The organism is Acidocella sp. (genome assembly GCF_013044125.1).
Classification (GTDB): Bacteria; Pseudomonadota; Alphaproteobacteria; order Acetobacterales; family Acetobacteraceae; genus Acidocella.
The window spans coordinates 1-22,358 of the sequence record NZ_JABEVC010000034.1 but is presented as its reverse complement, the minus strand read 5'-3'; the positions used below and the strand labels follow the sequence as shown (position 1 = coordinate 22,358).

General features: G+C 59.4%; 21 protein-coding genes and 1 tRNA gene. All 22 read left to right on the top strand.

Annotated features, from left to right (window positions below; genetic code table 11):
- Positions 1–52: 52 nt before the first annotated feature.
- A tRNA-Asp gene (locus HKL97_RS01780) sits at positions 53–129 on the top strand.
- A 148-nt stretch (positions 130–277) separates the two neighbouring features.
- Positions 278–643 carry an NADH-quinone oxidoreductase subunit A gene (locus HKL97_RS01775; protein WP_291422267.1) on the top strand — a complete coding sequence of 122 codons (366 nt, stop codon included), beginning with the start codon at positions 278–280 and terminating at the stop codon, positions 641–643.
- Positions 644–647: 4 nt separating this feature from the next.
- Positions 648–1,208: an NADH-quinone oxidoreductase subunit B family protein gene (locus HKL97_RS01770; RefSeq protein ID WP_284256848.1), complete on the top strand. Its 561-nt coding sequence runs from the start codon at positions 648–650 to the stop codon at positions 1,206–1,208.
- Positions 1,209–1,263: 55 nt separating this feature from the next.
- Positions 1,264–1,806 carry an NADH-quinone oxidoreductase subunit C gene (locus HKL97_RS01765; RefSeq protein WP_291422271.1) on the top strand — a complete coding sequence of 181 codons (543 nt, stop codon included), beginning with the start codon at positions 1,264–1,266 and terminating at the stop codon, positions 1,804–1,806.
- Positions 1,803–3,005: an NADH-quinone oxidoreductase subunit D gene (locus tag HKL97_RS01760; protein WP_291422262.1), complete on the top strand. Its 1,203-nt coding sequence runs from the start codon at positions 1,803–1,805 to the stop codon at positions 3,003–3,005. The genes HKL97_RS01765 and HKL97_RS01760 overlap by 4 nt, the downstream gene beginning before the upstream one ends.
- Positions 3,002–3,625, top strand: a complete 624-nt coding sequence (locus HKL97_RS01755; RefSeq protein ID WP_291422260.1) for an NAD(P)H-dependent oxidoreductase subunit E — start codon at positions 3,002–3,004, stop codon at positions 3,623–3,625. Before HKL97_RS01760 ends, HKL97_RS01755 begins: the two co-directional genes overlap by 4 nt.
- Positions 3,626–3,628: 3 nt before the next feature.
- Positions 3,629–4,924: an NADH-quinone oxidoreductase subunit NuoF gene (nuoF, locus tag HKL97_RS01750; protein WP_291422258.1), complete on the top strand. Its 1,296-nt coding sequence runs from the start codon at positions 3,629–3,631 to the stop codon at positions 4,922–4,924.
- Between the two features lie 3 nt (positions 4,925–4,927).
- Positions 4,928–6,985 carry an NADH-quinone oxidoreductase subunit NuoG gene (gene nuoG, locus HKL97_RS01745; protein WP_291422256.1) on the top strand — a complete coding sequence of 686 codons (2,058 nt, stop codon included), beginning with the start codon at positions 4,928–4,930 and terminating at the stop codon, positions 6,983–6,985.
- Complete coding sequence (nuoH, locus tag HKL97_RS01740; protein ID WP_291422254.1) at positions 6,982–7,995, top strand: NADH-quinone oxidoreductase subunit NuoH; 1,014 nt, start codon at positions 6,982–6,984, stop codon at positions 7,993–7,995. The genes nuoG and nuoH overlap by 4 nt, the downstream gene beginning before the upstream one ends.
- A gap of 9 nt (positions 7,996–8,004) precedes the next feature.
- Complete coding sequence (nuoI, locus tag HKL97_RS01735) at positions 8,005–8,493, top strand: NADH-quinone oxidoreductase subunit NuoI (RefSeq protein WP_291422252.1); 489 nt, start codon at positions 8,005–8,007, stop codon at positions 8,491–8,493.
- Between the two features lie 10 nt (positions 8,494–8,503).
- Positions 8,504–9,139 (top strand): NADH-quinone oxidoreductase subunit J, encoded by a 636-nt coding sequence (locus tag HKL97_RS01730; RefSeq protein WP_291422250.1) that lies wholly within the window; start codon positions 8,504–8,506, stop codon positions 9,137–9,139.
- Positions 9,139–9,447: an NADH-quinone oxidoreductase subunit NuoK gene (nuoK, locus tag HKL97_RS01725; protein WP_291422248.1), complete on the top strand. Its 309-nt coding sequence runs from the start codon at positions 9,139–9,141 to the stop codon at positions 9,445–9,447. Before HKL97_RS01730 ends, nuoK begins: the two co-directional genes overlap by 1 nt.
- Before the next feature lies 1 nt (position 9,448).
- Complete coding sequence (gene nuoL, locus HKL97_RS01720) at positions 9,449–11,374, top strand: NADH-quinone oxidoreductase subunit L (RefSeq protein ID WP_291422246.1); 1,926 nt, start codon at positions 9,449–9,451, stop codon at positions 11,372–11,374.
- Between the two features lie 2 nt (positions 11,375–11,376).
- Positions 11,377–12,894 (top strand): NADH-quinone oxidoreductase subunit M, encoded by a 1,518-nt coding sequence (locus tag HKL97_RS01715; protein ID WP_291422244.1) that lies wholly within the window; start codon positions 11,377–11,379, stop codon positions 12,892–12,894.
- A complete protein-coding gene (gene nuoN / locus HKL97_RS01710) occupies positions 12,891–14,312 on the top strand; it encodes an NADH-quinone oxidoreductase subunit NuoN (RefSeq protein ID WP_291422242.1) in 1,422 nt (473 codons plus the stop codon). The genes HKL97_RS01715 and nuoN overlap by 4 nt, the downstream gene beginning before the upstream one ends.
- On the top strand, positions 14,309–15,022 hold the full coding sequence (locus tag HKL97_RS01705) for a biotin--[acetyl-CoA-carboxylase] ligase (RefSeq protein ID WP_291422240.1): 714 nt from the start codon (positions 14,309–14,311) through the stop codon (positions 15,020–15,022). Before nuoN ends, HKL97_RS01705 begins: the two co-directional genes overlap by 4 nt.
- Before the next feature lie 10 nt (positions 15,023–15,032).
- Positions 15,033–15,842, top strand: coding sequence for a type III pantothenate kinase (locus HKL97_RS01700; protein ID WP_291422237.1), 810 nt, complete (start codon positions 15,033–15,035; stop codon positions 15,840–15,842).
- A 30-nt stretch (positions 15,843–15,872) separates the two neighbouring features.
- Complete coding sequence (locus tag HKL97_RS01695) at positions 15,873–17,558, top strand: ribonuclease J (RefSeq protein ID WP_408820578.1); 1,686 nt, start codon at positions 15,873–15,875, stop codon at positions 17,556–17,558.
- A 260-nt stretch (positions 17,559–17,818) separates the two neighbouring features.
- Positions 17,819–18,961 (top strand): acyltransferase, encoded by a 1,143-nt coding sequence (locus HKL97_RS01690; RefSeq protein WP_291422235.1) that lies wholly within the window; start codon positions 17,819–17,821, stop codon positions 18,959–18,961.
- A 26-nt stretch (positions 18,962–18,987) separates the two neighbouring features.
- Positions 18,988–20,280: a proline--tRNA ligase gene (proS, locus tag HKL97_RS01685; RefSeq protein WP_291422233.1), complete on the top strand. Its 1,293-nt coding sequence runs from the start codon at positions 18,988–18,990 to the stop codon at positions 20,278–20,280.
- Positions 20,280–21,530 (top strand): lipoprotein-releasing ABC transporter permease subunit, encoded by a 1,251-nt coding sequence (locus HKL97_RS01680; protein WP_291422231.1) that lies wholly within the window; start codon positions 20,280–20,282, stop codon positions 21,528–21,530. The genes proS and HKL97_RS01680 overlap by 1 nt, the downstream gene beginning before the upstream one ends.
- A complete protein-coding gene (locus HKL97_RS01675; RefSeq protein ID WP_291422229.1) occupies positions 21,523–22,197 on the top strand; it encodes an ABC transporter ATP-binding protein in 675 nt (224 codons plus the stop codon). The genes HKL97_RS01680 and HKL97_RS01675 overlap by 8 nt, the downstream gene beginning before the upstream one ends.
- The last annotated feature ends 161 nt before the right edge of the window (positions 22,198–22,358 follow it).

Genomic DNA, 22,358 nt, shown 5'->3' with positions numbered 1-22,358 from the left:
TCATGCGCTTGACGATGGTCACATAGCCCTTTACACCGCCGCTTACTGAAATGCGGGTGTAGCTCAGTTGGTTAGAGCGCCGGCCTGTCACGCCGGAGGTCGCGGGTTCGAGCCCCGTCACTCGCGCCAGTATGGCGAAAGCCACACTGGCCCCAGAAAACAAACCTCTCCATCGTTTCGCAGTCTTGACCATATCTTGTCGCGGTGCGACACGGCGGATACGGTTCTGTTGTTGGCCATGCCAACTCTGACCAAGCCAGGGATAAGGAGTTACGCGGTGCAGCCGGTCCTTTCACAGTACTTCCCGATACTCGTTTTTGGGGCGATTGCTGCGCTCATCGGCGTGGCGTTCGTACTCGGGTCTCTTTTCGCAGCCCGCCAGAAGCCCTATGCCGCCAAGCTCTCGGCATATGAATGCGGCTTCGAGGCCTTTGGGGATGCGCGGCGCCGGTTTGACGTCCGCTTCTACCTGGTTGCCATTTTGTTTATTATTTTCGACGTGGAAGTCGCCTTCCTTTTCCCCTGGGCCGTCAGCCTGTCGCGAATCGGCCTTCTCGGCTTTTTCTCGATGCTGGGGTTTTTAGGTGTTTTAACGGTCGGCTTCATCTATGAGTGGAACAAGGGCGCACTGGATTGGGAGTAGCTAAATGAGCGTTTCCACGGATACCGCGCTCGCCTGGAACCGGGATCATCTGCCGCAGGGTTCTGCGCAGGATGCCGTCATCAAGGGCATCACGGGCGAGATCGCAGGCAAGGGTTTTGTTGTCGCCAATATGGATAAATTGGTGAACTGGGCCCGGACCGGAAGCCTATGGCCGATGACCTTCGGGTTGGCTTGCTGCGCGGTGGAGATGATCCACGCCTACATGCCGCATTACGACCTGGACCGATTCGGGATCATCCCCCGTGCGAGTCCGCGGCAAAGCGATGTGATGATTGTCGCCGGCACGTTGACCAATAAAATGGCGCCGGCACTGCGCCGGGTCTATGACCAGATGCCCGAGCCTCGCTGGGTAATCTCCATGGGCAGCTGCGCCAATGGCGGCGGCTATTACCATTATTCTTATTCTGTCGTGCGTGGCTGCGACCGTATCGTGCCGGTGGATATCTATGTCCCCGGTTGCCCGCCGACGGCGGAAGCGCTGGTCTACGGCATTATGCAATTGCAGAAAAAAATCCGGCGGACAGGGACAATTTTGCGTGGCTGATGAATTAATCAAGGCAGACACCGTGTTGGACGCCATTGCGGCGCTGCCCGGTGTAATGGTGGCCCGGCGCGATCTGGGCGAACTGGTGGTCGAAGCCGCGCGAGGCGACGACTACGCTTTGTTCACCCGGTTGCGCGATGAGTTTGCCTTCGCGCAGGTCATGGACATCTGCGGCGTTGACTTCCCCGAGCGTGCTGCCCGGTTTGATGTGATCTACAACCTGCTCTCGGTTACGCGTAATGAGCGGGTTCGGGTCGTGGTACAGGTTGCCGACTCGGTTTCCCTCACCTCGGTCTCCTCCCTATGGCCGAGCGCCACCTGGTGGGAACGCGAGGTCTGGGATCTTTTCGGTATTCCGTTTGAGGGGCTGGCCGATCATCGGCGTATCCTCACTGACTATGGATTCGAGGGGCACCCGTTGCGCAAGGATTTTCCGCTCACCGGCTATGTTGAGGTTCATTATGATGATGAACAGAAATCAGTGGTCTACGACAAGGTAAAGCTCACGCAGGAATTCCGTAATTTTGATTTTCTTTCGCCTTGGGAGGGAATGACCACGCTTCCCGGCGATGAGAAAGCCCGGGGGGACCGCAAATGAGCGAGCTCGCGACCCGCATATCGAAGACCGTTGAAATCGATAACCACACCATAAACTTCGGGCCGCAGCATCCGGCCGCGCATGGTGTGCTCCGCCTGATCCTGGAGATGGATGGCGAGGTGGTTGAACGCGCCGATCCGCATATCGGCCTGCTGCATCGCGGCACTGAAAAGTTAATCGAATATAAGAGCTATCTCCAGGCTGTTCCGTATTTTGACCGTCTGGATTACGTCTCGCCCATGGCCTGCGAATACGCTTTCGCTTTGGCAACAGAAAAATTGCTAGGAATTACAGCGCCGGATCGCGCGCAGTGGATTCGCGTGATGTTTGCTGAAATCACGCGCGTGCTGAACCATCTGCTCGGGGTCTCGAGTTTTGCGCTGGACTGCGGCGCGCTCACCCCTGGCCTATGGGGGTATGTGGAGCGCGAGAAGCTTCTTGAGTTCCATGAGGCTGTCTCTGGCGCGCGCTTTCATTCCAACTATTTCCGGCCTGGCGGTGTCGCAAAGGATCTGCCGGCGGGGCTTGCGGATGATATCGCCGCCTGGGCGGAAACCTTTCCGAAATTCATTGACGATGTGGAGGCGCTGCTCACCGGCAATCGTATCTGGAAACAGCGCGTTGTCGATATCGGGGTGATCCCGGCGGAGGATGCGCTGGCCTGGGGCTTCTCGGGACCTTGCCTGCGCGCATCCGGCATTGCCTGGGACCTTCGCCGCTCTCAGCCGTATGATAAATACAGCGAAGTCGATTTCGAAATTCCCGTTGGCCGTCACGGTGATTGTTACGATCGTTATCTGGTCCGTATCGCCGAGATGCGCGAGAGTGTGAAAATCGTTAAGCAGTGCCTACAAAAAATGAAGCCAGGACCGATCAAGGTTCAGGATCATAAAATTGCTCCACCAGCGCGCGCGGCGATGAAGCAGTCGATGGAAGCGTTGATCCATCACTTCAAGCTTTACACGGAAGGCTACCACGTTCCCGCAGGCGCCACATATACGGTGGTTGAGGCGCCTAAGGGCGAGTTCGGAGTCTATCTCGTGTCGGATGGTACAAACCGCCCTTACCGTTGCAAAATCCGCTCAACAGGGTTCTCGCATTTGCAGGCCCTTGAGACACTTGCAAAAGGCCACATGCTGGCCGATACGGTGGCGATTATTGGTTCCCTTGATATTGTTTTTGGTGAGATCGACCGGTGAACGCAAATATAGAGCCGACAGATTTCGTGTTTGATGCCGCCGCGGAGGCCGCGGTTGCCAGGGCGATTGCGCGCTACCCGGCGGGCAAGCAGGCCAGCGCTGTTATGGCCCTGCTGGATATTGCGCAACGGCAAATGGAACGGCTGACAGGCTCCGCCTGGGTGCCCCGGTTGGCAATGGATGTGGTTGCGCAGCGTTTGGGTATTGCTGCGGCTCGTGTGTACGAAATTGCAACGTTTTATACGATGTACAACACGAAGCCGGTTGGTAAATACCATCTGCAGGTTTGCACCACGACGCCTTGCTGGCTGCGCGGGTCGGATGAAGTTGTCTCCTCCTGCAAAAAAGTTGCGGGTATTGAAGGCTTCGGCCAGACCAGCGCGGATGGTCTGTTCACTATGACGGAAGTGGAATGTCTCGGCGGTTGTGTGAATGCACCCATTCTGCAAATCAATGATGATTACTACGAAGATCTGGACGCGGCGCGGACGGAAGCTTTGTTGAACGCTTTAAAATCCGGCGCTCCCTTGCCGCCGGCAGGCTCAAGCATCGGCCGCCAGGCCTCGGCCCCGGTGACGAATCAGACAGCCTTGCTGAACAACACCAAGCCGGTGGAGTGAGACATGCTGAATGATGCGGACAGAATTTATCAAAACCTGTATGGTCAGCAGGATTGGCGTCTCTCTGGCGCGCGTGCGCGCGGTGACTGGAATGCGACGGCGGATATTCTTGCGCGTGGCCGGGATGCGATTATCGAGGAAGTAAAAGCCTCGGGCCTGCGTGGCCGTGGGGGGGCTGGTTTTCCCACCGGCATGAAATGGTCGTTCATGCCCAAGCAGAGCGATGGCCGGCCATCCTATCTCGTCGTCAATGCCGATGAGAGTGAGCCGGGCACCTGCAAAGACCGTGATATTATCAGGCACGAACCGCATAAGCTGATCGAAGGCAGCCTGATTGCCGGTTTTGCCATGGGCGCGCATACGGCTTTCATCTATATCCGTGGTGAATATTATAACGAGGCGGCACGTCTTCAAGCGGCGATTGAAGAAGCCTATGCTGCCGGGCTGCTCGGCAAAAATGCGGCCGGTTCGGGGTGGGATTTCGATCTGGTTCTGCATCGTGGCGCCGGGGCGTATATTTGCGGTGAAGAGTCGGCGTTATTGGAAAGCCTGGAAGGCAAAAAAGGAATGCCGCGGATGAAGCCGCCGTTCCCCGCCGCCATGGGCTTGTACGGCTGCCCGACCACGGTGAACAATGTAGAGTCTATTGCCGGTGTGCCGACGATTCTGCGCCGTGGTGCAGCGTGGTTCTCGGCGCTTGGGCGCCCTAAAAATGCCGGCACCAAAATTTTCTGCATCTCAGGTCATGTGAATCGTCCGTGTAATGTCGAGGAAGAACTCGGCACGCCGCTGAAAGATTTGATCGAGAAGCATGCCGGGGGCGTGCGCGGCGGTTGGGATAATCTTCAGGCCGTAATTCCGGGCGGTGCTTCGATGCCGATTCTGAACAAGGAAATGTGCGAAACCCAGTTGATGGATTTCGATTCTCTCGCGGCGGTGCGCAGCGGCCTTGGCTCCGGCGCCATCATCGTTATGGATAAATCGGCCGATGTCGTCAAAGCCATCTGGCGCCTGTCCAAGTTCTTCAAGCATGAGAGCTGCGGGCAATGCACGCCTTGCCGCGAGGGCACGGGCTGGATGATGCGTATGATGGATCGCATCGTGCAAGGCAAAGCTTCAATGGCCGATATCGCGTTGATGGAGCAGGTAACCACGCAGGTTGCCGGGCATACCATCTGTGCTTTTGGTGACGCCGCGGCGTGGCCAATCCAGGGGCTGATGCGCGCTTTCCGCCCGCTGGTCGAACAACGGGCAACGGACTATAAGCCGGCCCAACCACTCGCCCAGGCGGCGGAGTAAACCATGGCAAAAGTCACTGTCGACGGCATTGAAGTCGAGATCGCGAACGGCTCTTCGGTCTTGCAGGCGGCTGAGGCCGCTGGCAAGGAAATCCCGCGCTTCTGTTACCATGAACGTCTTTCGGTCGCGGGAAATTGCCGAATGTGCCTGGTAGAGATTGAGAAAGTTCCAAAGCCTGTCGCCTCCTGCGGGCAGCCGGTGGCTGATGGCATGGTCATCTTCACCGATACCGAGAACGTGCGTAAGTCGCGTCGCGGCGTGATGGAATTTCTGCTGATCAATCACCCGCTGGATTGCCCGATCTGTGACCAGGGTGGTGAGTGCGACCTGCAGGATGAAGCTGTGAGCTATGGCCGCGATACCTCACGTTACGAGGAAGGCAAGCGCGCATCGGCCCAGCCGGATTGGGGGCCTCTGGTCAAAACCACGATGACCCGCTGCATCCATTGCACGCGCTGTATTCGTTTCTCGACCGAAATCGCGGGGGTGCCGGAACTCGGCGCCACGTTGCGCGGCGAGAACATGCAGGTGGGCACCTATGTTGACAAAGCCCTGAGCTCCGAGCTTTCCGGCAACCTCATAGATCTTTGCCCGGTCGGCGCGCTGACCTCCAAGCCTTATGCCTACACCGCCCGTTCATGGGAGCTGCGCAAGACTGACAGTGTGGATGTGCTGGACGCCGTGGGCGCCAACATTCGTATCGACGCGCGGGGCGCGGAAGTGCTTCGCATCTTGCCGCGCCTAAACGACGATGTGAATGAGGAGTGGCTCGGCGATAAATCCCGCTTCTCGGTTGACGGCCTGAAGCGCCGCCGGCTGGATCGCCCCTGGCTCCGCGAGAACGGCAAGCTCCGGGCCGCCAGCTGGGAAGAGGTTTTCGCAGCCGTTACGAACAAGATAAAGGCCAGCAAGCCGGAGCGCCTCGGCGCCATCGCAGGCGATCTCGTTGATGTGGAGAGCATGCTGGCTCTGAAGGAAATGTTCACGAGCCTTGGCTCGCCGAATCTGGACTGTCGGCAGGACGGCGCGGTGTTTGACGCCTCGCAACGCGGTTTCTACCTCTTCAACACCACCATCGCCGGCATTGAAGAAGCGGATGCGCTGGTTATTATCGGCAGCAATCCGCGCCACGAAGCGCCGGTGCTCAACGCGCGTATTCGCAAGCGCTGGCTTGCCGGACATTTTGAAGCCGGCCTCGTCGGCGTGCCGCACGATCTAACCTATCCCACAACCCATATCGGCTCTGGGCCGGATGCCATCACCGCCTTGCTCGATGGCACGCATCCCTTCGCGGAAGTTCTGAAAGCGGCGAAGAAGCCGATGCTCATCCTCGGCGCGGGCGCGCTGACGCGGCCCGATGGCGCCGCCATTCACGCCGCCGCCTGGAAACTCGCCGCGCAGTTCAACATGCTGAACGACGACTGGCATGGCTTCAACGTGCTGCATCACGCGGCGGCGCGCACCGGCGCGCTGGATATCGGCTTCCTTCCTGGTCCAGGTGGTAAGTCAACCGCCCAGATGCTCGCCGGCGGCGTGGACATTCTCTGGCTGCTCGGCGCCGATGCTCTGGATACGCAAGCCATCGGCGCGGACACTTTCGTGATCTATCAAGGCCACCATGGCGATGCCGGAGCCGCGCGGGCTGACGTGATCCTTCCTGGCGCCGCCTACACGGAAAAGGACGGTACCTACGTCAACACAGAAGGCCGGGTGCAGCAAGGCTTTATCGCCGTTAAACCGCCTGGCGACGCGCGTGAGGATTGGCGCATCCTGCGCGCCATCAGCGCCTATATGGGCCACGCCCTGAGGTATGACACGTTGCAGGAATTGCGCGCGCATCTGGCGCAGACCTATCCCCTGTTCGCACTCACAGGTGAGCTGCGCCGCCTCGCGGGGGCCAACCTCGGGGCCCCGGCGGGTGATCGCGCAGCGGTGAGCGCCGTGCCGTTTGAGCCGGTTTTCGGCAATTACTACCAGACCGACTCGATCAGCCGTGCCAGCCCCACAATGGCCGCCTGCGTCGAGGCCCATTACCCTAACCTGGCGGAGGCTGCGCAATGAGCGTGTTTCTGCAAAGCAATCTCGGCATCGCCATCCTCACGCTGCTTGAGTCGCTCGCCATTATCGTGCCGCTGCTGCTCGGCGTCGCCTACCTCACCTGGTTTGAGCGTAAGGTGATGGGCGCGATCCAGCTGCGCAAAGGCCCTAATGTCGTGGGCCCGTTCGGCCTGTGGCAGCCTTTCGCCGATGCCATCAAAATGCTGTTCAAGGAAACCATTTTCCCGGCCGGCGCCGATAAGGTGCTGTTCACCATCGCGCCGATGATCACCTTTGGTCTCGCTGTTGTGGCCTGGGCGGTAATCCCGGTGAACGACCATTGGGCGGTTGCCAACATCAACGTTGGCATCCTCTATCTGTTCGCGATATCTTCGCTCGGCGTCTATGGTATTATCATCGCCGGCTGGGCCAGCAACTCCAAATACGCCTTCCTCGGCGCGTTGCGCAGCGCGGCGCAGATGGTGTCCTACGAAGTCTCGATGGGTTTCGTTATCGTCACGGTGCTCATCTGCGTTGGCAGCCTGAACCTTAACGACATTGTGCTGGCGCAGCGGCACATCTGGTTCGCCATCCCGCTGTTGCCGCTTTTCGTCATCTTTTTCATCTCCGGCCTGGCCGAAACCAACCGCGCCCCGTTCGATCTGGCCGAGGGTGAAACCGAAATCGTCGCCGGCTTCTTCGTTGAATACAGCGCCATGACTTTTGCGCTGTTCTTCCTCGGCGAATACGCGAATATGATCCTGATCAGCGCGATGACCACGACGCTCTTTCTCGGCGGCTGGCTCTCTCCCATTCCCTTCGCGCCGTTCACGCTCATCCCTGGTGTATTCTGGTTTCTGCTCAAGATACTGGTCTGCCTGTTTGTCTTCGTCTGGGTGCGCGCCACCCTGCCACGTTTCCGTTATGATCAGATCATGTCTCTCGGGTGGAAGGTGTTTCTTCCTATTTCACTCGTCTGGCTGGTGTTGACAGCCGGTTTCCTGGAAATTTTCGGAATGCTCCCCCATGCTTGAGGTTTGCAAATGACACGTTTAGGCCGGATGGCGTGGGGGCTGGTGCTGTGGGAAATTCTCTGCGGCCTGGCGCTGACTTTGCGGTATTTCTTCAAACCCAAAGCCACTATCAACTACCCGTATGAGAAAAACCCGACCAGCCCGCGCTTCAAGGGGGAACACGCGCTGCGCCGTTACCCGAACGGCGAGGAGCGCTGTATCGCCTGCAAACTGTGCGAGGCGGTCTGCCCCGCGCAGGCGATCACCATCGAGGCTGCTCCGCGTGACGATGGTTCCCGCCGCACCACGCGGTATGACATCGACATGACCAAATGCATCTACTGCGGTCTGTGCGAGGAAGCATGCCCGGTTGATGCCATCGTGGAGGGGCCGAACTTTGAGTTCGCTACCGAAACGCGCGAAGAGCTTCTGTATAACAAGGCCAAGCTGCTTGATAATGGCGACCGGTGGGAACCGGAATTAGCCAAGCGGCTAGAACTTGACGCGCCGTACCGGTGAGAGTCCAACCATGATCCAAAATCTTCTTTTTGACCTTTTTTCCTTTATCCTGCTGGGTTCAGCAGCGATGGTGGTGACCAGCCGCAACCCCGTGCATGCGGTGTTGTTTCTCATTCTCGCCTTCATCAACGCCGCGGCATTGTTTCTTCTGGCCGGGGCTGAGTTTCTGGCGATGGTCCTGGTCATCGTCTATGTCGGCGCGGTTGCGGTTTTGTTCCTCTTCGTCGTCATGATGCTGGATGTGAATTTCGCGGTCCTGCGGGAAGGCTTTCAACGATACGCCCCCATTGGCGCCTTGGTCGCGCTCATCCTGTTTGTGGAGCTGGCGCTGTTTGTCACCGGGTCGACCATCGCTCCCGGTGCGGCCGCGGCCCGGCTGTTTCCCACGCCGGACAACATCACCAATTCTCAGGCGCTGGGCTCGCTCATCTACACTAATTATCTGGTCCTGTTCCAACTCTCGGGTATTATTTTGCTGGTCGCGATGATCGGCGCCATCGTGCTGACGCACCGTGACCGCAAGCGCGCCAAGCGGCAAAACCTGGATATCCAGCATGCCCGCCTCCCGGTGGAAACCCTCACCATGGTCTCCGCAAAGCTTGGGGCCGGCGCCGCGATGCCTCAGCCGAAAAAGGAGACGCTCTAATGCTGATCCCGTTATCGCATTATCTATTTGTTGCCGGCCTTCTGCTCGTTATCGGTGTTTTCGGCATCTTCATGAACCGCAAGAACATCATCATTATAATGATGTCGATCGAGCTGATCCTGCTGGCCGCGAACATCAACTTCATAGCATTCTCCGGTGCCTTGCATGACATGGTGGGGCAGGTCTTCACCATGTTCGTGCTCAGCGTTGCTGCCGCTGAATCCGCCATTGGCCTTGCCATCCTGGTCATCTATTTCCGCAATCGTGGCTCGATCGAGGTCGAGGACGTGACATTGATGAAGGGTTGATATGCTCACCTTAATCGCCGTTTTTGCGCCGCTCATCGGCGCGGTCCTCGCGGGCGTCGCGCGTCCGTTCATAGGAAAGCAGGCAGCCATCGGCGCCAGCGTTTTGTTCATGGTCGTCTCGGCCGTGGCGGGCGTGTCGTCCTTCATAGCGTTCGTGCAGGGCGGCGTGCCTATCTCGCCGCTGCATCTTGCGAGCTGGATCTCGGCCGGCACTTTCACGCCGGGCTGGACCTTGCGGCAGGATGCACTCAGCCTGGTCATGGTCGCCATGGTCAGCAGCGTTTCCATGCTCATCCATGTCTACAGCATGGGCTACATGGCGCATGATAAAACCGTTCCCCGGTTCTTTGCCTATCTTTCCCTCTTCACCTTCGCCATGCTGATGCTGGTGACGGCGAACAACCTGCTCCAGCTCTATTTTGGCTGGGAGGGGGTTGGTCTCGTCTCCTACCTGCTCATCGGCTACTGGTATGAGCGTCCTTCAGCGAACGCAGCGGCCATCAAGGCATTCATCGTCAACCGCGTGGGCGATCTGTCCTTTGCGGTCGGCATCGCGCTGACCTATTTTGTCTTCAAAACGATCTCGTTTGATGGTATTTTCGCCGCGGTCGCCGCCCATACGGGAGACCAATACAGGCTGTTGGGCACCTCGTTCCCGGCGCTGGAGGTCATCTGCATTCTTTTGTTCATCGGCGCCATGGGCAAATCCGCGCAGATTTTTCTGCACACCTGGCTGGCTGATGCGATGGAAGGCCCCACCCCGGTCTCGGCGCTCATCCATGCCGCAACCATGGTCGCCGCCGGCGTATTCCTGATCGCGCGGATCTCGCCGCTGCTGAACGCAGCGCCGGCCGCCATGGATTTCGTCACGATCATCGGTGCGTCCACCGCGCTTTTCGCGGGCACCATCGGCTGCGTGCAGAACGACATCAAGCGCATCATCGCCTATTCCACCTGCTCGCAGCTTGGCTATATGTTCCTGGCGGCGGGGCTTGGGGCCTATCCGGTGGCGATGTTCCACCTCATCAACCATGCCTTCTTCAAGGCGCTGTTGTTCCTGGCAGCCGGTTCGGTCATTCACGCGATGTCGGATGAACAGGATATCCGCCTGATGGGTGGCCTGGCCCGCAAGCTGCCCGTCACATGGCTGGTGATGCTTGTTGGTGCCCTGGCCCTGGCCGGCATCCCCCCCTTCTCCGGTTATTACTCCAAAGATGCGATCCTGGATGCAGCCTTTGGCGCGAACACCGCGGTTGGAATGTATGGCTGGGTCTGCGGCGTTATCACAGCAGGTCTCACGGCGTTCTATATTTCGCGGCTTTTTCTGCTCACCTTCCATGGCACATCGCGCGCGCCGAAGCATGTTCAGGAGCATGTGCATGAGAGCCCGCTGGTCATGCTGGTGCCGCTCGTGCTTCTCGCTTTCGGCGCTCTGGGCAGCGGATTTATTCTCAAGAGCAGCTTCATCGGCGCTGGCTTCGCGCATTTCTGGGGCGCGAGCATTGCGATTCCCGCAAATGGCGTGATGAATGCCCTGGCTCATCCAACCATGCTGGCGGAACTCTCTCCGTTGGCCGCTTCCGTATCCGGCATCTTTGTTGCTGTAATTTTCTACGTTCTGGTGCCATCGCTCCCGGCGGCGCTCTCGCAAAACCTTGGCGGGCTGTATCGCTTCGTTCTCAACAAATGGTATTTTGACGAGGTCTATGAGGCAGTTTTGGTCAAACCTGCCTTGCGCCTCGCTAAATTTGCCTGGCGTTTCGGTGACGAGCAGGTGATCGACGGCGTGCCCAACGGTCTTGCGAGCCTCACCACCGATGCGTCTGTGCAGACGGTTAAACTGCAGACCGGCTCGATCGCGCTATATGCTTTCATTATGCTGATCGGCCTGCTTGCCTTCCTCAGCCTCTTCCTGTGGGTGCGTTAACCATGAACCAGATCGGTTTTCCCATCCTCTCGCTGCTTACGTTTTTGCCGCTTGCGGGTGTTGCCTATCTTGCCACGCTACGCGGCGATGAAATGGCCGTGGCGTCCCGGGCGCGCAACGGCGCTCTCATCACAAGCCTCGGCGTGCTGGCGCTGGGGATTTATCTCTGGATGGCTTTTGATCCATCACAGGCTGGCTTCCAGTTTGTTGAATCGCTGCCTTGGCTTTCGGGGCTGGACGTGCAGTACCGCATGGGGGTGGACGGCATCAGCCTGTTCCTCATCCTGCTCACGGCCTTCCTGACGCCCATCGCCATTCTCTCCAGCTGGTCCATCACCAAGCGTGTCCGTGAACTCATGATGGCTTTCCTGCTGCTTGAGACCATGACGATCGGCATGTTCTGCGCGCTTGATTTTGTGGTTTTCTATATCTTCTTCGAGGCCGTGCTCCTGCCGATGTATCTCATCATCGGCGTTTGGGGCGGCGAGCGCCGGATCTATGCGGCGGTCAAATTCTTCATCTTCACCCTGGCCGGTTCGCTGTTCATGCTGCTGGCCCTGGTTTGGCTGTGGCGCAACGCCGGAACAACCGACATCGTGACATTGCTGCACACGCCCATCGCGCCGCAGGCGCAGATGTGGCTGTTTGCCGCATTCCTGGCTTCTTTCGGTGTCAAGGCTGCTGTCTGGCCGTTGCACACTTGGTTGCCTGACGCCTATGGCGAGGCGCCGATCCCCGGCACCATCATGTTGGCTGCGGTGCTTTCAAAAATGGGCGCCTATGGTTTCCTGCGCTTTGCGGTTCCCATGCTCCCGCAGGCTGCCGCCGCCGCTGAGCCCTTGATGTTTACATTGGGCGTCGTCGCCGTCATCTACATCTCTTTCGTCGCGCTGGCGCAGACCGACATGAAGCGCATGATCGCCTATTCATCAGCCGCTCACATGGGCATCATCATCATCGGCATTTTCACTTTCACGGTGGAAGGTATCGAGGGCGCGTTATTTCAGATGCTCTCGCACGGTATTGTCATCGCCGGTTTGTTTGTTTGCACCGGCGTTTTGCTCTCTCGCGGCCAAACGCTCACGCTCTCGCGTTTGGGTGGCCTGGCCGCGAAAATGCCGGCCTACGCGGCATTGCTCATGCTGTTTTCGCTGGCCAACGTCGGCCTGCCCGGCACCTCCGGCTTTGTTGGCGAGATCCTGGTCATCGTCGGCGCCATGAAGGTCAATTTCTGGGTCGCTCTGCTGGGCGCCGGGGGCATGGTGCTGGGCGCCGCCTATATGTTGATGCTTCTTCGCGCTGTATTGTTCGACAAATTGAGCCGCCCCGAGCTTGGCGCGCTGGCCGATCTGAAACCCGGAGAATACGCCATGCTGCTGCCCCTGGCGGCCATGGTGCTCTGGCTCGGCATCTACCCCGGCAGCTTCACCCATATGTTCGACGCATCGGTGAATGCCATGGTGCAGGCACATATCGCCGCCCTCACACCCCATACGGCGCTTGCCATGGTGACCAAATGAACCCGATGTACCTTCCCCTTATCCCTGGCCTGATACTGGGCCTGGGCGGCATGGTTTTGTTGCTCATTGGGGTGCTCTCCAAGCGCGATCAGACATGCACCTGCACCTACGGCGCCGTGCTGGTGCTGGTTCTCGCAGCGGCCTTCTGCCTGGCCGCGCCGGATGGAATGCTTTTCGCAGGGCTGTTGAAAACCAGCCTGTTCACCCGCTTTGCCGATACGATGGTCTACCTTGGCGCCGCCGCGGCCTTGCTGTTGTCGCTGGACTATAACCGGCGCGAGGCCATGGCCCGCTTTGAGTTTCCCGTTCTGGTTCTCTTTGCGGTCCTGGGGATGATCGTGATGATCTCAGCGGCTGATCTCATGAGCCTTTACATCGGGTTCGAGCTGCAATCCCTGACGCTGTATATTCTTGCCGCTTCGGCGCGGGATTCGCTGCGTTCAACCGAAGCCGGCCTGAAATACTTTGTCCTGGGCTCTCTTGCCTCCGGCCTGCTTATTTACGGTATTTCCCTGGTTTATGGTTTCGCGGGCACCACCAATTTCATCTCCCTCGCGGCAATCCTCGCGAACGGCGCCGGCTATGGAACAATCATCGGCATCGTCTTCGTTCTGGTCGGCCTTGCCTTTAAGGTTTCGGCAGCGCCCTTCCATATGTGGACACCTGACGTATACGAAGGCTCCCCCACCCCGGTGACCGCTTTGTTTGGCACCGCGCCAAAAATAGCGACCATGGCGCTGCTGTTTTCGGTCATGCTCGGGCCGTTCGGCCACCTGCTCGCGCAATGGCGCATGATTATTGAAGTCCTCAGCATCCTCTCGATGGCCCTGGGCGCGCTGGCCGCCATCGGCCAGAAGAACATAAAGCGGCTTCTGGCCTATTCCTCTATCGGCCACATGGGCTACGCCCTGATGGGGTTGGCTGCCGGCACGCTGGCCGGAACACAGGCGACCCTGGTTTATCTCGCGATTTATCTGGTTATGTCTTTTGGCGCCTTCGCTTGCGTTATCGCCATGCGCCGGAAGGGCCAGGCCGTGGAAACCATTGCCGATCTGGCCGGGCTCTCCACGGAGAACCCCGGCTTTGCCCTGGCTCTGGCGATATTCATGTGGGCCATGGCGGGCATTCCGCCGCTCTCGGGCTTCTTTGGCAAGCTCTATGTATTCTCTGCCGCCATTAACGCGGGTCTCACAACTCTTGCCGTCGTTGGCGTGGTTACCAGTGTCATCGGCGCGTTCTACTATCTGCGCGTGATCAAGGTGATGTATTTTGACGCCGGAACCCCTGGTTTTGATAAAACCGCAAGCAGTGTGCGCTTCGTGATGTTCGCGGGTGCGCTTGTCACCTGTCTGTTCGTCTTTATTCCCGGCCCACTCATTACCGCAGCGGATGCCGCCGCTAGGGCGCTCCTTGGTTGATCTCCTGGCGGCTTGAGACCTATGACGAGCTAGGCTCAACCTCCGATCTTTGCACCGTTCGTGCCAAGGCGGGAGAGGCCCCGGGGCTTGCCGTACTTGCCCGCAAACAAACCGCGGGGCGCGGAAGCCGCGGGCGCAGCTGGCAGGCGCCTGAGGGGAATCTCAACCTCTCGGTCCTGCTTCGTCCAGCTATGCCGGTCGCGCTGGCTGGTTTCTATTCACTTCTGGCGGGTGTCGTGGCGGCCGAGGCCATTGAGCCGTTTTTTGCCCCGCCCACCATGCTGAAATGGCCCAACGATGTGTTGCTGGGCGGTGCCAAGCTCGCAGGGGTGCTTATCGATGCCGCCCCCAACGGTCAAAATCTTGATTGGCTGGTTATCGGTATCGGCATGAATTTGCGCACAGCGCCACAAATCCCCGGCCGGGCCACCACCTCCCTGGCTGCTCATGGTCTCACTCTTTCGGCCCTTGATGCCGCAAACGCTATTTTATCAGGCTTCTCCCGCTGGCACGGTGCCAGCACCGAGGCGATCCGCGATGCCTGGCTCAACCGCGCCCACCCGCTCGGCACACCTCTTGAGATTAAATCCGCGCAGGCCACCCGGAGTGGTACGTTCGCCGGCCTCTCACCTTCGGGCGAATTGCTGTTGCAGAGCAATAATCGTATTCACCAGATCAGCACGGGCGATGTCATGCTGGGCCCGGTGTGAGGAGGGTTAAATGCTTCTGGTGATCGACACCGGCAACACCAACATCGTATTCGCGGTGCATAATGGCACGGAGTGGCGCGGCACCTGGCGGCTGGCCACCTCGGCGCAGCGAACCTCGGATGAATACGGCGTCTGGCTGGAAGCCCTGCTTACTCGCGCTGGCATAACCCCAAGCGAGATCAGCCGCGCCGTCATCGGCACCGTTGTTCCAGCCGCCCTGTACGACCTGCGCCGCCTTTGCCGCGAATGGTTCGATGTCGAGCCGCTGGTCGCCAACGCCAGGCTGGATTGGGGTTTTGAGATCAAGGTTGACACCCCCGACGAGGTCGGGGCGGACCGCTTGCTCAACGCGCTCGCCGCCCATAACCTTTATCGTGGCCCTCTGGTGGTGGTTGATTTCGGCACCGCCACCACCTTCGATGTCGTGGACGCCGACGGCGCCTATCTCGGGGGCGCCATCTCTCCGGGCATCAATCTATCCATCGAGGCTTTGCATCAGGCCGCGGCCCGGTTGCCGCGTATCGGCATCGGCCGGCCGCAATCGGTCATCGGCCGCTCCACGATCCCGGCCATGCGCTCAGGCACTTACTGGGGCTATATCGGGTTGATAGAAGGCCTGCTCACCCGCATTGAGGGCGAGTACGGCACACCGCTTAAGGCAATCGCCACCGGTGGACTCGCCCCCTTGTTCGCGGAGGGCACATCGCGGTTCACCGCCATTGATTCCGACCTGACGCTCGATGGCCTGCGTCTGCTTTCGCTTCGCAATAACCCGCCCCCTTTGCCGCGCGACCGCGCACGGTTTATCGAGGCCGAATAATCTAAAATCTACCCAGGAGTTTTGTATCTGATGAAAAAATCCACCGGCAAATCCCCGGCGCCGGTCCGGGGCGATGCCCAGGGCGGGTTCATTTTCGTGCCCCTCGGCGGCACCGGCGAAATCGGCATGAATTTCAACCTCTATGGTTGCGATGGCGCCTGGCTGGCTGTTGATTGCGGCATGGGCTTCTCCGGGCCGGAAACGCCCGAAGCCGAAATTCTGTTGCCCGACCCGGCGTTTATCGCCGAACAACGCGACACCCTGCTGGGCCTGGTCGTCACGCATGCGCATGAGGACCATATCGGCGGTATTGCCCGGCTCTGGCCGCAACTGCGCTGCCCGGTCTATGCAACCCCCTTCGCCGCCGCGATTATCCGCCGCAAACTGGCCGAGGCCGGGCTTGGACGCGAGGTTAAGCTCAAGATCATCAAGCCCGGCGCGGCGTTTGAGCTTGCGCCCTTCAGCCTGCGTTATATCCAGATGACGCATTCCACAGTGGAAGCGCAGTCGCTTGCCATCACAACCAGCTACGGCACCGTTCTGCATACCGGCGACTGGAAGCTTGACCCCGACCCCGTGGTTGGCGCCTTGTCCGATGAAGCCGGCCTGAAAGCCTTGGGCGATGCCGGCGTGCTCGCCATTGTCTCGGATTCAACCAACGCGATGGTGGAAGGTCATTCCCGTTCCGAATCTGAGGTCAAGCGGAGCCTCAAGGGGCTGATTGCCGACATCCCCGGCCGTATCGCCATCACCTGTTTCGCCAGCAACGTGGCGCGCGTCGCGAGCATCATCGCCGCCGCCCAGGCGGCAGGGCGGCATATCGCCCTGGTGGGCCGCAGCCTGGGCAATTACGTCGCCGCGGCGCAGGAGGCTGGTTATCTGCAGGATGCGCCAGACTTCATCCCCGAGGAGGATATCGGCTCCATCCCCGACGAAAATCTGCTGCTCCTGGTCACAGGCAGCCAGGGTGAACCCCGCTCAGCTCTGGCACGTATCGCAGCCGACACGCATCGCCACGCGGTGCTGGGGGAGGGTGATACGGTTATTTTCTCATCGCGCATGATCCCGGGCAACGAGCGGGCCATTACCGCGGTGCAGGACGCGCTGGTCCGCCGCGGCGTTGACGTCATCACCGATGAAGATGAATTCACCCATGTCTCCGGCCACCCCAAGCGCGACGAACTGCGCAAGCTCTACAGCTTGGTCCGGCCTAAATATGTCGTCCCCACCCATGGAGAATGGCGCCATCTCTCCTCCCAGGCGGCGCTTGCGGAGGAGGAGGGGCTGATTCCCCTCATGATGGAAAACGGTGACGTGCTGCAGTTCGGGCCAGGGACACCCGCGGTTGTTGACTCTGTCCCTTCCGGCCGCCTGGTCTTGGATGGTGAGCGCGTCATTCCGCTCAAGGGCGGCGTGCTGTCAGCCCGCCGGCGCATGTTGTTCAACGGTGTTGTCATCGGCAGTTTTGCCGCCGATGCCAGCGGTAAACTGCTTGGCGCAGCCAGGATTTCCGCACCGGGACTGTTGGACGAGGCAGATGGGATGCTCAGGCTTGAAGCCGAGGCTGAGTTTTTCGAGTTGCTCGCGGATCTGCCCGCCGCGGTTCGCCGCAACGAGACCGCTTTCCTGGAAGCTGCCCGCACAGGGCTACGCAAGGTCATCGGCAAGCGCTTTGGTAAACGTCCGCTGGTTGAGGCGCATCTGCTGAGAGTTTAATGTTGCACAAAATTAAATCAATTGCGAAGATAAAAACGCCATAACGACTAAAAAAACGTCAAATTACGCTCTAAAGGCTAAAAAACCGCCAAATAAAGGGTGCTTTCTGCTGGACTTCTGTTTTTGTGCGGCGCACTATAAACCCAGGGTGAATTTTGGTTCTTCATCCTACTGTGTGACTGGTGTTTCCTCCCTAACCTTGGCCCGCCGCCCGAAAGGGCTGGCGGGCTTCTTTCTGTTTGTTTAGGAGGGGAACTACCATGAATCTCAGGCAGGAAATCTCTGATCTAACCGTTTTCCGGGCCATGCTGGCGGCCTGGATTTTTTTCTATTTCATTGATGTTGATATAAATTTTTCGGTATGGCTGGGGCCGTTCGCGGGGGTCGTCCGGCACGGCTATCTGGGGGTTGATGGCTTTTTCATGCTTTCCGGGCTGATCCTGGCGCGGGTGCATCCTGAGCTTAGCCGCATGGGCGTTCATCCGCAGTTGCAATGGGAAAAGTTTGGCGATCCCCAACCCTTTCATCCGCGTGCATGGCGCTTCTGGGCGATGCGGCTTGGCCGGATCTATCCGCTGCATCTCGTCACCATCATCCTTTTTGCCGTGCTCTTCGGAGCGGGGGCCGCCGCGGGCCTGGTGCCCCATAATGCTGCCTCATTCAGCCTGCCGGCGTTTCTGGAAAATGTCTTTCTCCTGCAGGGATGGGGCTTTTCCGGCCCTGGCGCCTGGGAGTATCCGTCCTGGCTGGTCAGCGCGGAATGGGCCGGTTATCTGCTGTTCCCGCTGTTGTGGTATATTGTCAGCTATCTTGATCATGTCGTCTCGATTGCATTTATTCTCTGCTGCCTCACCGCGCTGGGGCTGATTGATGTTGAATACCAGCACACGCTCAACCTTGCCGCCGGTGCGGGGTTGCTGCGCTTCTTCCCTGAGTTTCTGGCAGGCATCGCCGCGGCGCGAATCGTCCCGAACTACGCCGATTTTCTGCCGGCCCGGGCTTTGGCGGTTCTGGCTGCGGCGCTTATCCTCATATTTTCCTCCTTCGGCTCCGATGTACTCACCGTTGCGGCGCTCTGGCTGCTGTTATTCAGCCTCACCATGCAGGCGGATGCCGAGCGCCCGCCGCTGCTCGCTCATCCCGGCTGGTTGCGCTGGGGTGGCCGGCTTTCTTATGCGTTGTACATGAGCTTCGCCCTGGCTCAGCTGCTGCTTGCACTGCTCTTCAGACATCAAGGCTGGCCCCCGGCCAGTCACAGCCTTGTCTTCTCAGGCGGCATACTGGCGGTCACTTTTGCCGCCGCGGTTGTCCTGCATACCACAATCGAGCTTCCCTGCCGCCGCGCGGCTGGCCGCTGGTTCAATACCCCCGCCTCGCCTTTACAGCCAATCCGCTCTAAATAGCCCTCGCTCACACCATAAGGCTCTTCATGCGTCTCTCTCAAAGCTTGATCCCCACACTGAAAGAAACCCCCGCCGACGCGCAGATCGCCTCGCACCGGCTCATGCTGCGTGCCGGTCTGGTCCGCCAGATGGCTTCCGGCATTTATGCATGGCTGCCTGCCGGCCTGCGGGTTCTCAACAAAATCTCCGCGATCGTGCGTGAGGAACAGGCCGCCGCCGGTGCCCAGGAACTTCTGATGCCAACCATCCAGAGCGCCGATCTCTGGCGCGAGAGCGGGCGATACGAAGCCTATGGGAAGGAAATGCTGCGCATTACCGACCGTCATGAGCGCGACCTCCTCTACGGCCCGACCAATGAGGAAATGATCACCGCGATCATGCGCGAGAGCGTGAAAAGCTACCGCGAGCTGCCGCAAAATCTCTACCATATTCAGTGGAAATTCCGCGACGAGGTTCGCCCCCGCTTTGGCGTGCTGCGCGGCCGCGAATTCCTGATGAAGGACGGCTACGGCTTCGACCTGGATTACGCGGGTGCGCTGCTCACCTATAAAAAAATGATGCTGGCCTACATGCGCACTTTCCAGCGCATCGGCATCACCGCCATCCCCATGCGTGCCGATACCGGCCAGATCGGCGGTGATCTCTCGCACGAATTCCATATCCTCGCCCCCACCGGCGAAAGCGGCGTGTTCTACGATGCCGCTTTTGAAGCAGGCGATCCCTCGGCCGCGGCCAGCGTGGAAGGCTTCTACGAACAGATGACCACCATCTACGCCGCGACTGACGAAAAACACGATCTTGCAGTCTGGGAGAAAATCCCAGCCGAACGCAAGCGCGAGGGCAGGGGGATTGAGGTCGGTCAGATTTTCTACTTCGGTAAAAAATATTCCGAATCCATGAATTTCACCGTTACCGGCCAGGACGGTACAAAAATTTTCCCGGAGATGGGCAGCTACGGTATCGGCGTCTCGCGTCTCGCCGGCGCGATCATCGAGGCCCGTCATGACGAAGCCGGCATCATCTGGCCAGACGCCATTGCCCCCTTCCGCGCCGCCATCCTCAACCTGCGCCAGGGTGACGCCGCCACCGATAAAATCTGCGGCGATCTCCACGAGAAACTCGGCGCCGATTGCCTCTACGATGACCGTGAGGAACGCGCCGGCGCCAAATTCGCCGAGGCTGATCTCATGGGCCACCCCTGGCAGATCATCGTCGGCCCGCGCGGCGCTGCGAACGGTCAGGTCGAGCTCAAGCGCCGCGTCACCGGTGAGCGCTTCGAGCTATCGGTTGCCGATGCCTTGGCGAAAGTTCTGTCCTGATGTTCAACGCCTTCGAGCGAAAAGTCGCGGCCCGCTATCTGCGCGCGCGCCGTGGTGAGCGGTTCGTCTCCGTCATCGCGATTTTCTCGCTCGTGGGCATCGCCCTCGGGGTTGCCACGCTCATCATCGTCATGAGCGTGATGAACGGCTTTCGTCAGGAACTACTCTCCCAGATTCTCGGCCTGAACGGTGATATCGGCGTCTACAGCGCAGGCCCGCCGCTTACCGGATACGATGATATATCCGCTAAAATCCGCGCGATCCCGGGCGTCACCGCGGCGTTCCCCGTGGTCCAGGGCGAGGTTCTGTTTTCCGGCCCGCGGGGCGGCACCGCAGGCGGCATCGCGCGCGGCATCACGCCTGATGGCCTCGCGGCCCTGCCCACCGTCGCCAGCCACATCATCGCGGGCAGCCTCTCAGACCTTACAGGCGACGGCACAATCGCCATCGGCGGGGGGCTTGCCAACCAGTTCGGCATTACCGTTGGCCAGAGCATCACCCTCATCATGCCGCAGGGCAAAGCCACCATTATCGGCACCATCCCCAGCATCCAGAGCTTCCGTGTCGTCGCCATCTTCCAGACCGGCATGCAGCAATACGATTCCAGCTTCGTCTTCCTGCCGCTGGGCGCCGCGCAAACCTTGTTCCAGCACCCCGGCGCCGCCACGCAAATTCAGATCTTCGTGCAAGACCCGGACCACGACAGCGCAATCAAACAGGCCATCGTCAACGCGCTGCCCAACTTGCCGCTCAATATCCAGGACTGGCGCCAGAACAACGATTCCTTCCTCGCCGCAGTTACGGTTGAAGGGAATGTGATGTTCCTCATCCTCACCCTCATCATCATTGTCGCGGCGTTTAACGTCATCTCCTCGCTCATCATGATGGTGAAGGATAAAGCCCGCGACATCGCCATCCTGCGCACCATGGGCGCAACATCGGGCGCCATATTGCGCATATTTCTCATGTGCGGGGCTTCGGTCGGCATTCTCGGCACACTCATCGGCTTTGGCATCGGCGTGGTTTTTTGCGCCTATATCGAGCAGATCAAGGAGTTCGTCTCCAAAATCACCGGCACGCCGCTGTTTGATCCCACAGTCTATTACCTGGAATCCCTGCCCGCGAAGCTGGACTGGCACCAGGTCACGGAAGTCATCCTGATGTCCTTTGCCCTTTCCATCCTCGCCACCATCTACCCCAGCTGGCGCGCCGCGCGGATCGACCCGATCGAGGCGCTGCGCAGTGAATGATTTTCTGCTCCACCTTCAGGCTATCGGCCGCACCTATAAAACGGGGGCCGAATCACTCACCGTGCTCGATGGCGCCGAGCTGTTCCTCAATCGCGGCGAAATCGTCGCGCTCGTGGCGCCTTCCGGCTCGGGTAAGTCAACCCTGCTGCATCTGGCCGGATTATTGGAGAAACCGGACGGCGGCGCGGTGATTATCGGCGGCCAGGATTGCGGCAAACTCTCCGATGACGCGCGGACGAATATCCGCCTGCGCACCATCGGCATCGTCTATCAGTTTCATCATCTGCTGGCGGAATTCACCGCGCTCGAAAACATTTCCCTGCCGCAGATGATTGCGGGAAAAACGCAGGCGCAAGCAGACCTGCGCTCCATGGAGTTGCTGGGAAAATTCGGCCTTACCGCGCGCGCCCAGCATCTGCCAGGCAAGCTCTCGGGCGGTGAACAGCAACGCGTGGCCATTGCCCGCGCCCTTGCCAACAACCCCTCGCTCCTGCTCGCGGACGAGCCCACAGGCAACCTTGATGTCCACACCGCTAACATTGTGTTTGAGGAATTGCTGCACATCGTCCGCTCGGAAAATGTCGCCGCCCTGATCGCGACCCATAACCCAGATCTGGCCCAGCGCATGGACCGTCAGCTAACCCTGCACGAAGGAAAACTCGTTTAGCGCGATCGTTTGAGGCTCGCTCGCCTGAGTGAGCCGAAAGCGTGTATCGCCCTCAGAAAATGGCTAGAGTCTCTTTCTGACGATCTGAATCGTTTTGGGATTCCGGCGCGACTGAAAATCTGATTCAAGCTTATTGCTGGATCGGAGGTCAGCATGGGATG

Excerpts from the sequence above, each read along its gene's own strand:
- HKL97_RS01770 (WP_284256848.1), top strand. The coding sequence starts at position 648 with ATGAGCGTTTCCACGGATACCGCGCTCGCCTGGAACCGGGATCATCTG.
- HKL97_RS01765 (WP_291422271.1), top strand. The coding sequence starts at position 1,264 with ATGGTGGCCCGGCGCGATCTGGGCGAACTGGTGGTCGAAGCCGCGCGA.
- HKL97_RS01760 (WP_291422262.1), top strand. The coding sequence starts at position 1,803 with ATGAGCGAGCTCGCGACCCGCATATCGAAGACCGTTGAAATCGATAAC.
- nuoF (WP_291422258.1), top strand. The coding sequence starts at position 3,629 with ATGCTGAATGATGCGGACAGAATTTATCAAAACCTGTATGGTCAGCAG.
- nuoG (WP_291422256.1), top strand. The coding sequence starts at position 4,928 with ATGGCAAAAGTCACTGTCGACGGCATTGAAGTCGAGATCGCGAACGGC.
- nuoH (WP_291422254.1), top strand. The coding sequence starts at position 6,982 with ATGAGCGTGTTTCTGCAAAGCAATCTCGGCATCGCCATCCTCACGCTG.
- nuoI (WP_291422252.1), top strand. The coding sequence starts at position 8,005 with ATGACACGTTTAGGCCGGATGGCGTGGGGGCTGGTGCTGTGGGAAATT.
- HKL97_RS01730 (WP_291422250.1), top strand. The coding sequence starts at position 8,504 with ATGATCCAAAATCTTCTTTTTGACCTTTTTTCCTTTATCCTGCTGGGT.
- nuoK (WP_291422248.1), top strand. The coding sequence starts at position 9,139 with ATGCTGATCCCGTTATCGCATTATCTATTTGTTGCCGGCCTTCTGCTC.
- nuoL (WP_291422246.1), top strand. The coding sequence starts at position 9,449 with ATGCTCACCTTAATCGCCGTTTTTGCGCCGCTCATCGGCGCGGTCCTC.
- HKL97_RS01715 (WP_291422244.1), top strand. The coding sequence starts at position 11,377 with ATGAACCAGATCGGTTTTCCCATCCTCTCGCTGCTTACGTTTTTGCCG.
- nuoN (WP_291422242.1), top strand. The coding sequence starts at position 12,891 with ATGAACCCGATGTACCTTCCCCTTATCCCTGGCCTGATACTGGGCCTG.
- HKL97_RS01700 (WP_291422237.1), top strand. The coding sequence starts at position 15,033 with ATGCTTCTGGTGATCGACACCGGCAACACCAACATCGTATTCGCGGTG.
- HKL97_RS01695 (WP_408820578.1), top strand. The coding sequence starts at position 15,873 with ATGAAAAAATCCACCGGCAAATCCCCGGCGCCGGTCCGGGGCGATGCC.
- HKL97_RS01690 (WP_291422235.1), top strand. The coding sequence starts at position 17,819 with ATGAATCTCAGGCAGGAAATCTCTGATCTAACCGTTTTCCGGGCCATG.
- proS (WP_291422233.1), top strand. The coding sequence starts at position 18,988 with ATGCGTCTCTCTCAAAGCTTGATCCCCACACTGAAAGAAACCCCCGCC.
- HKL97_RS01680 (WP_291422231.1), top strand. The coding sequence starts at position 20,280 with ATGTTCAACGCCTTCGAGCGAAAAGTCGCGGCCCGCTATCTGCGCGCG.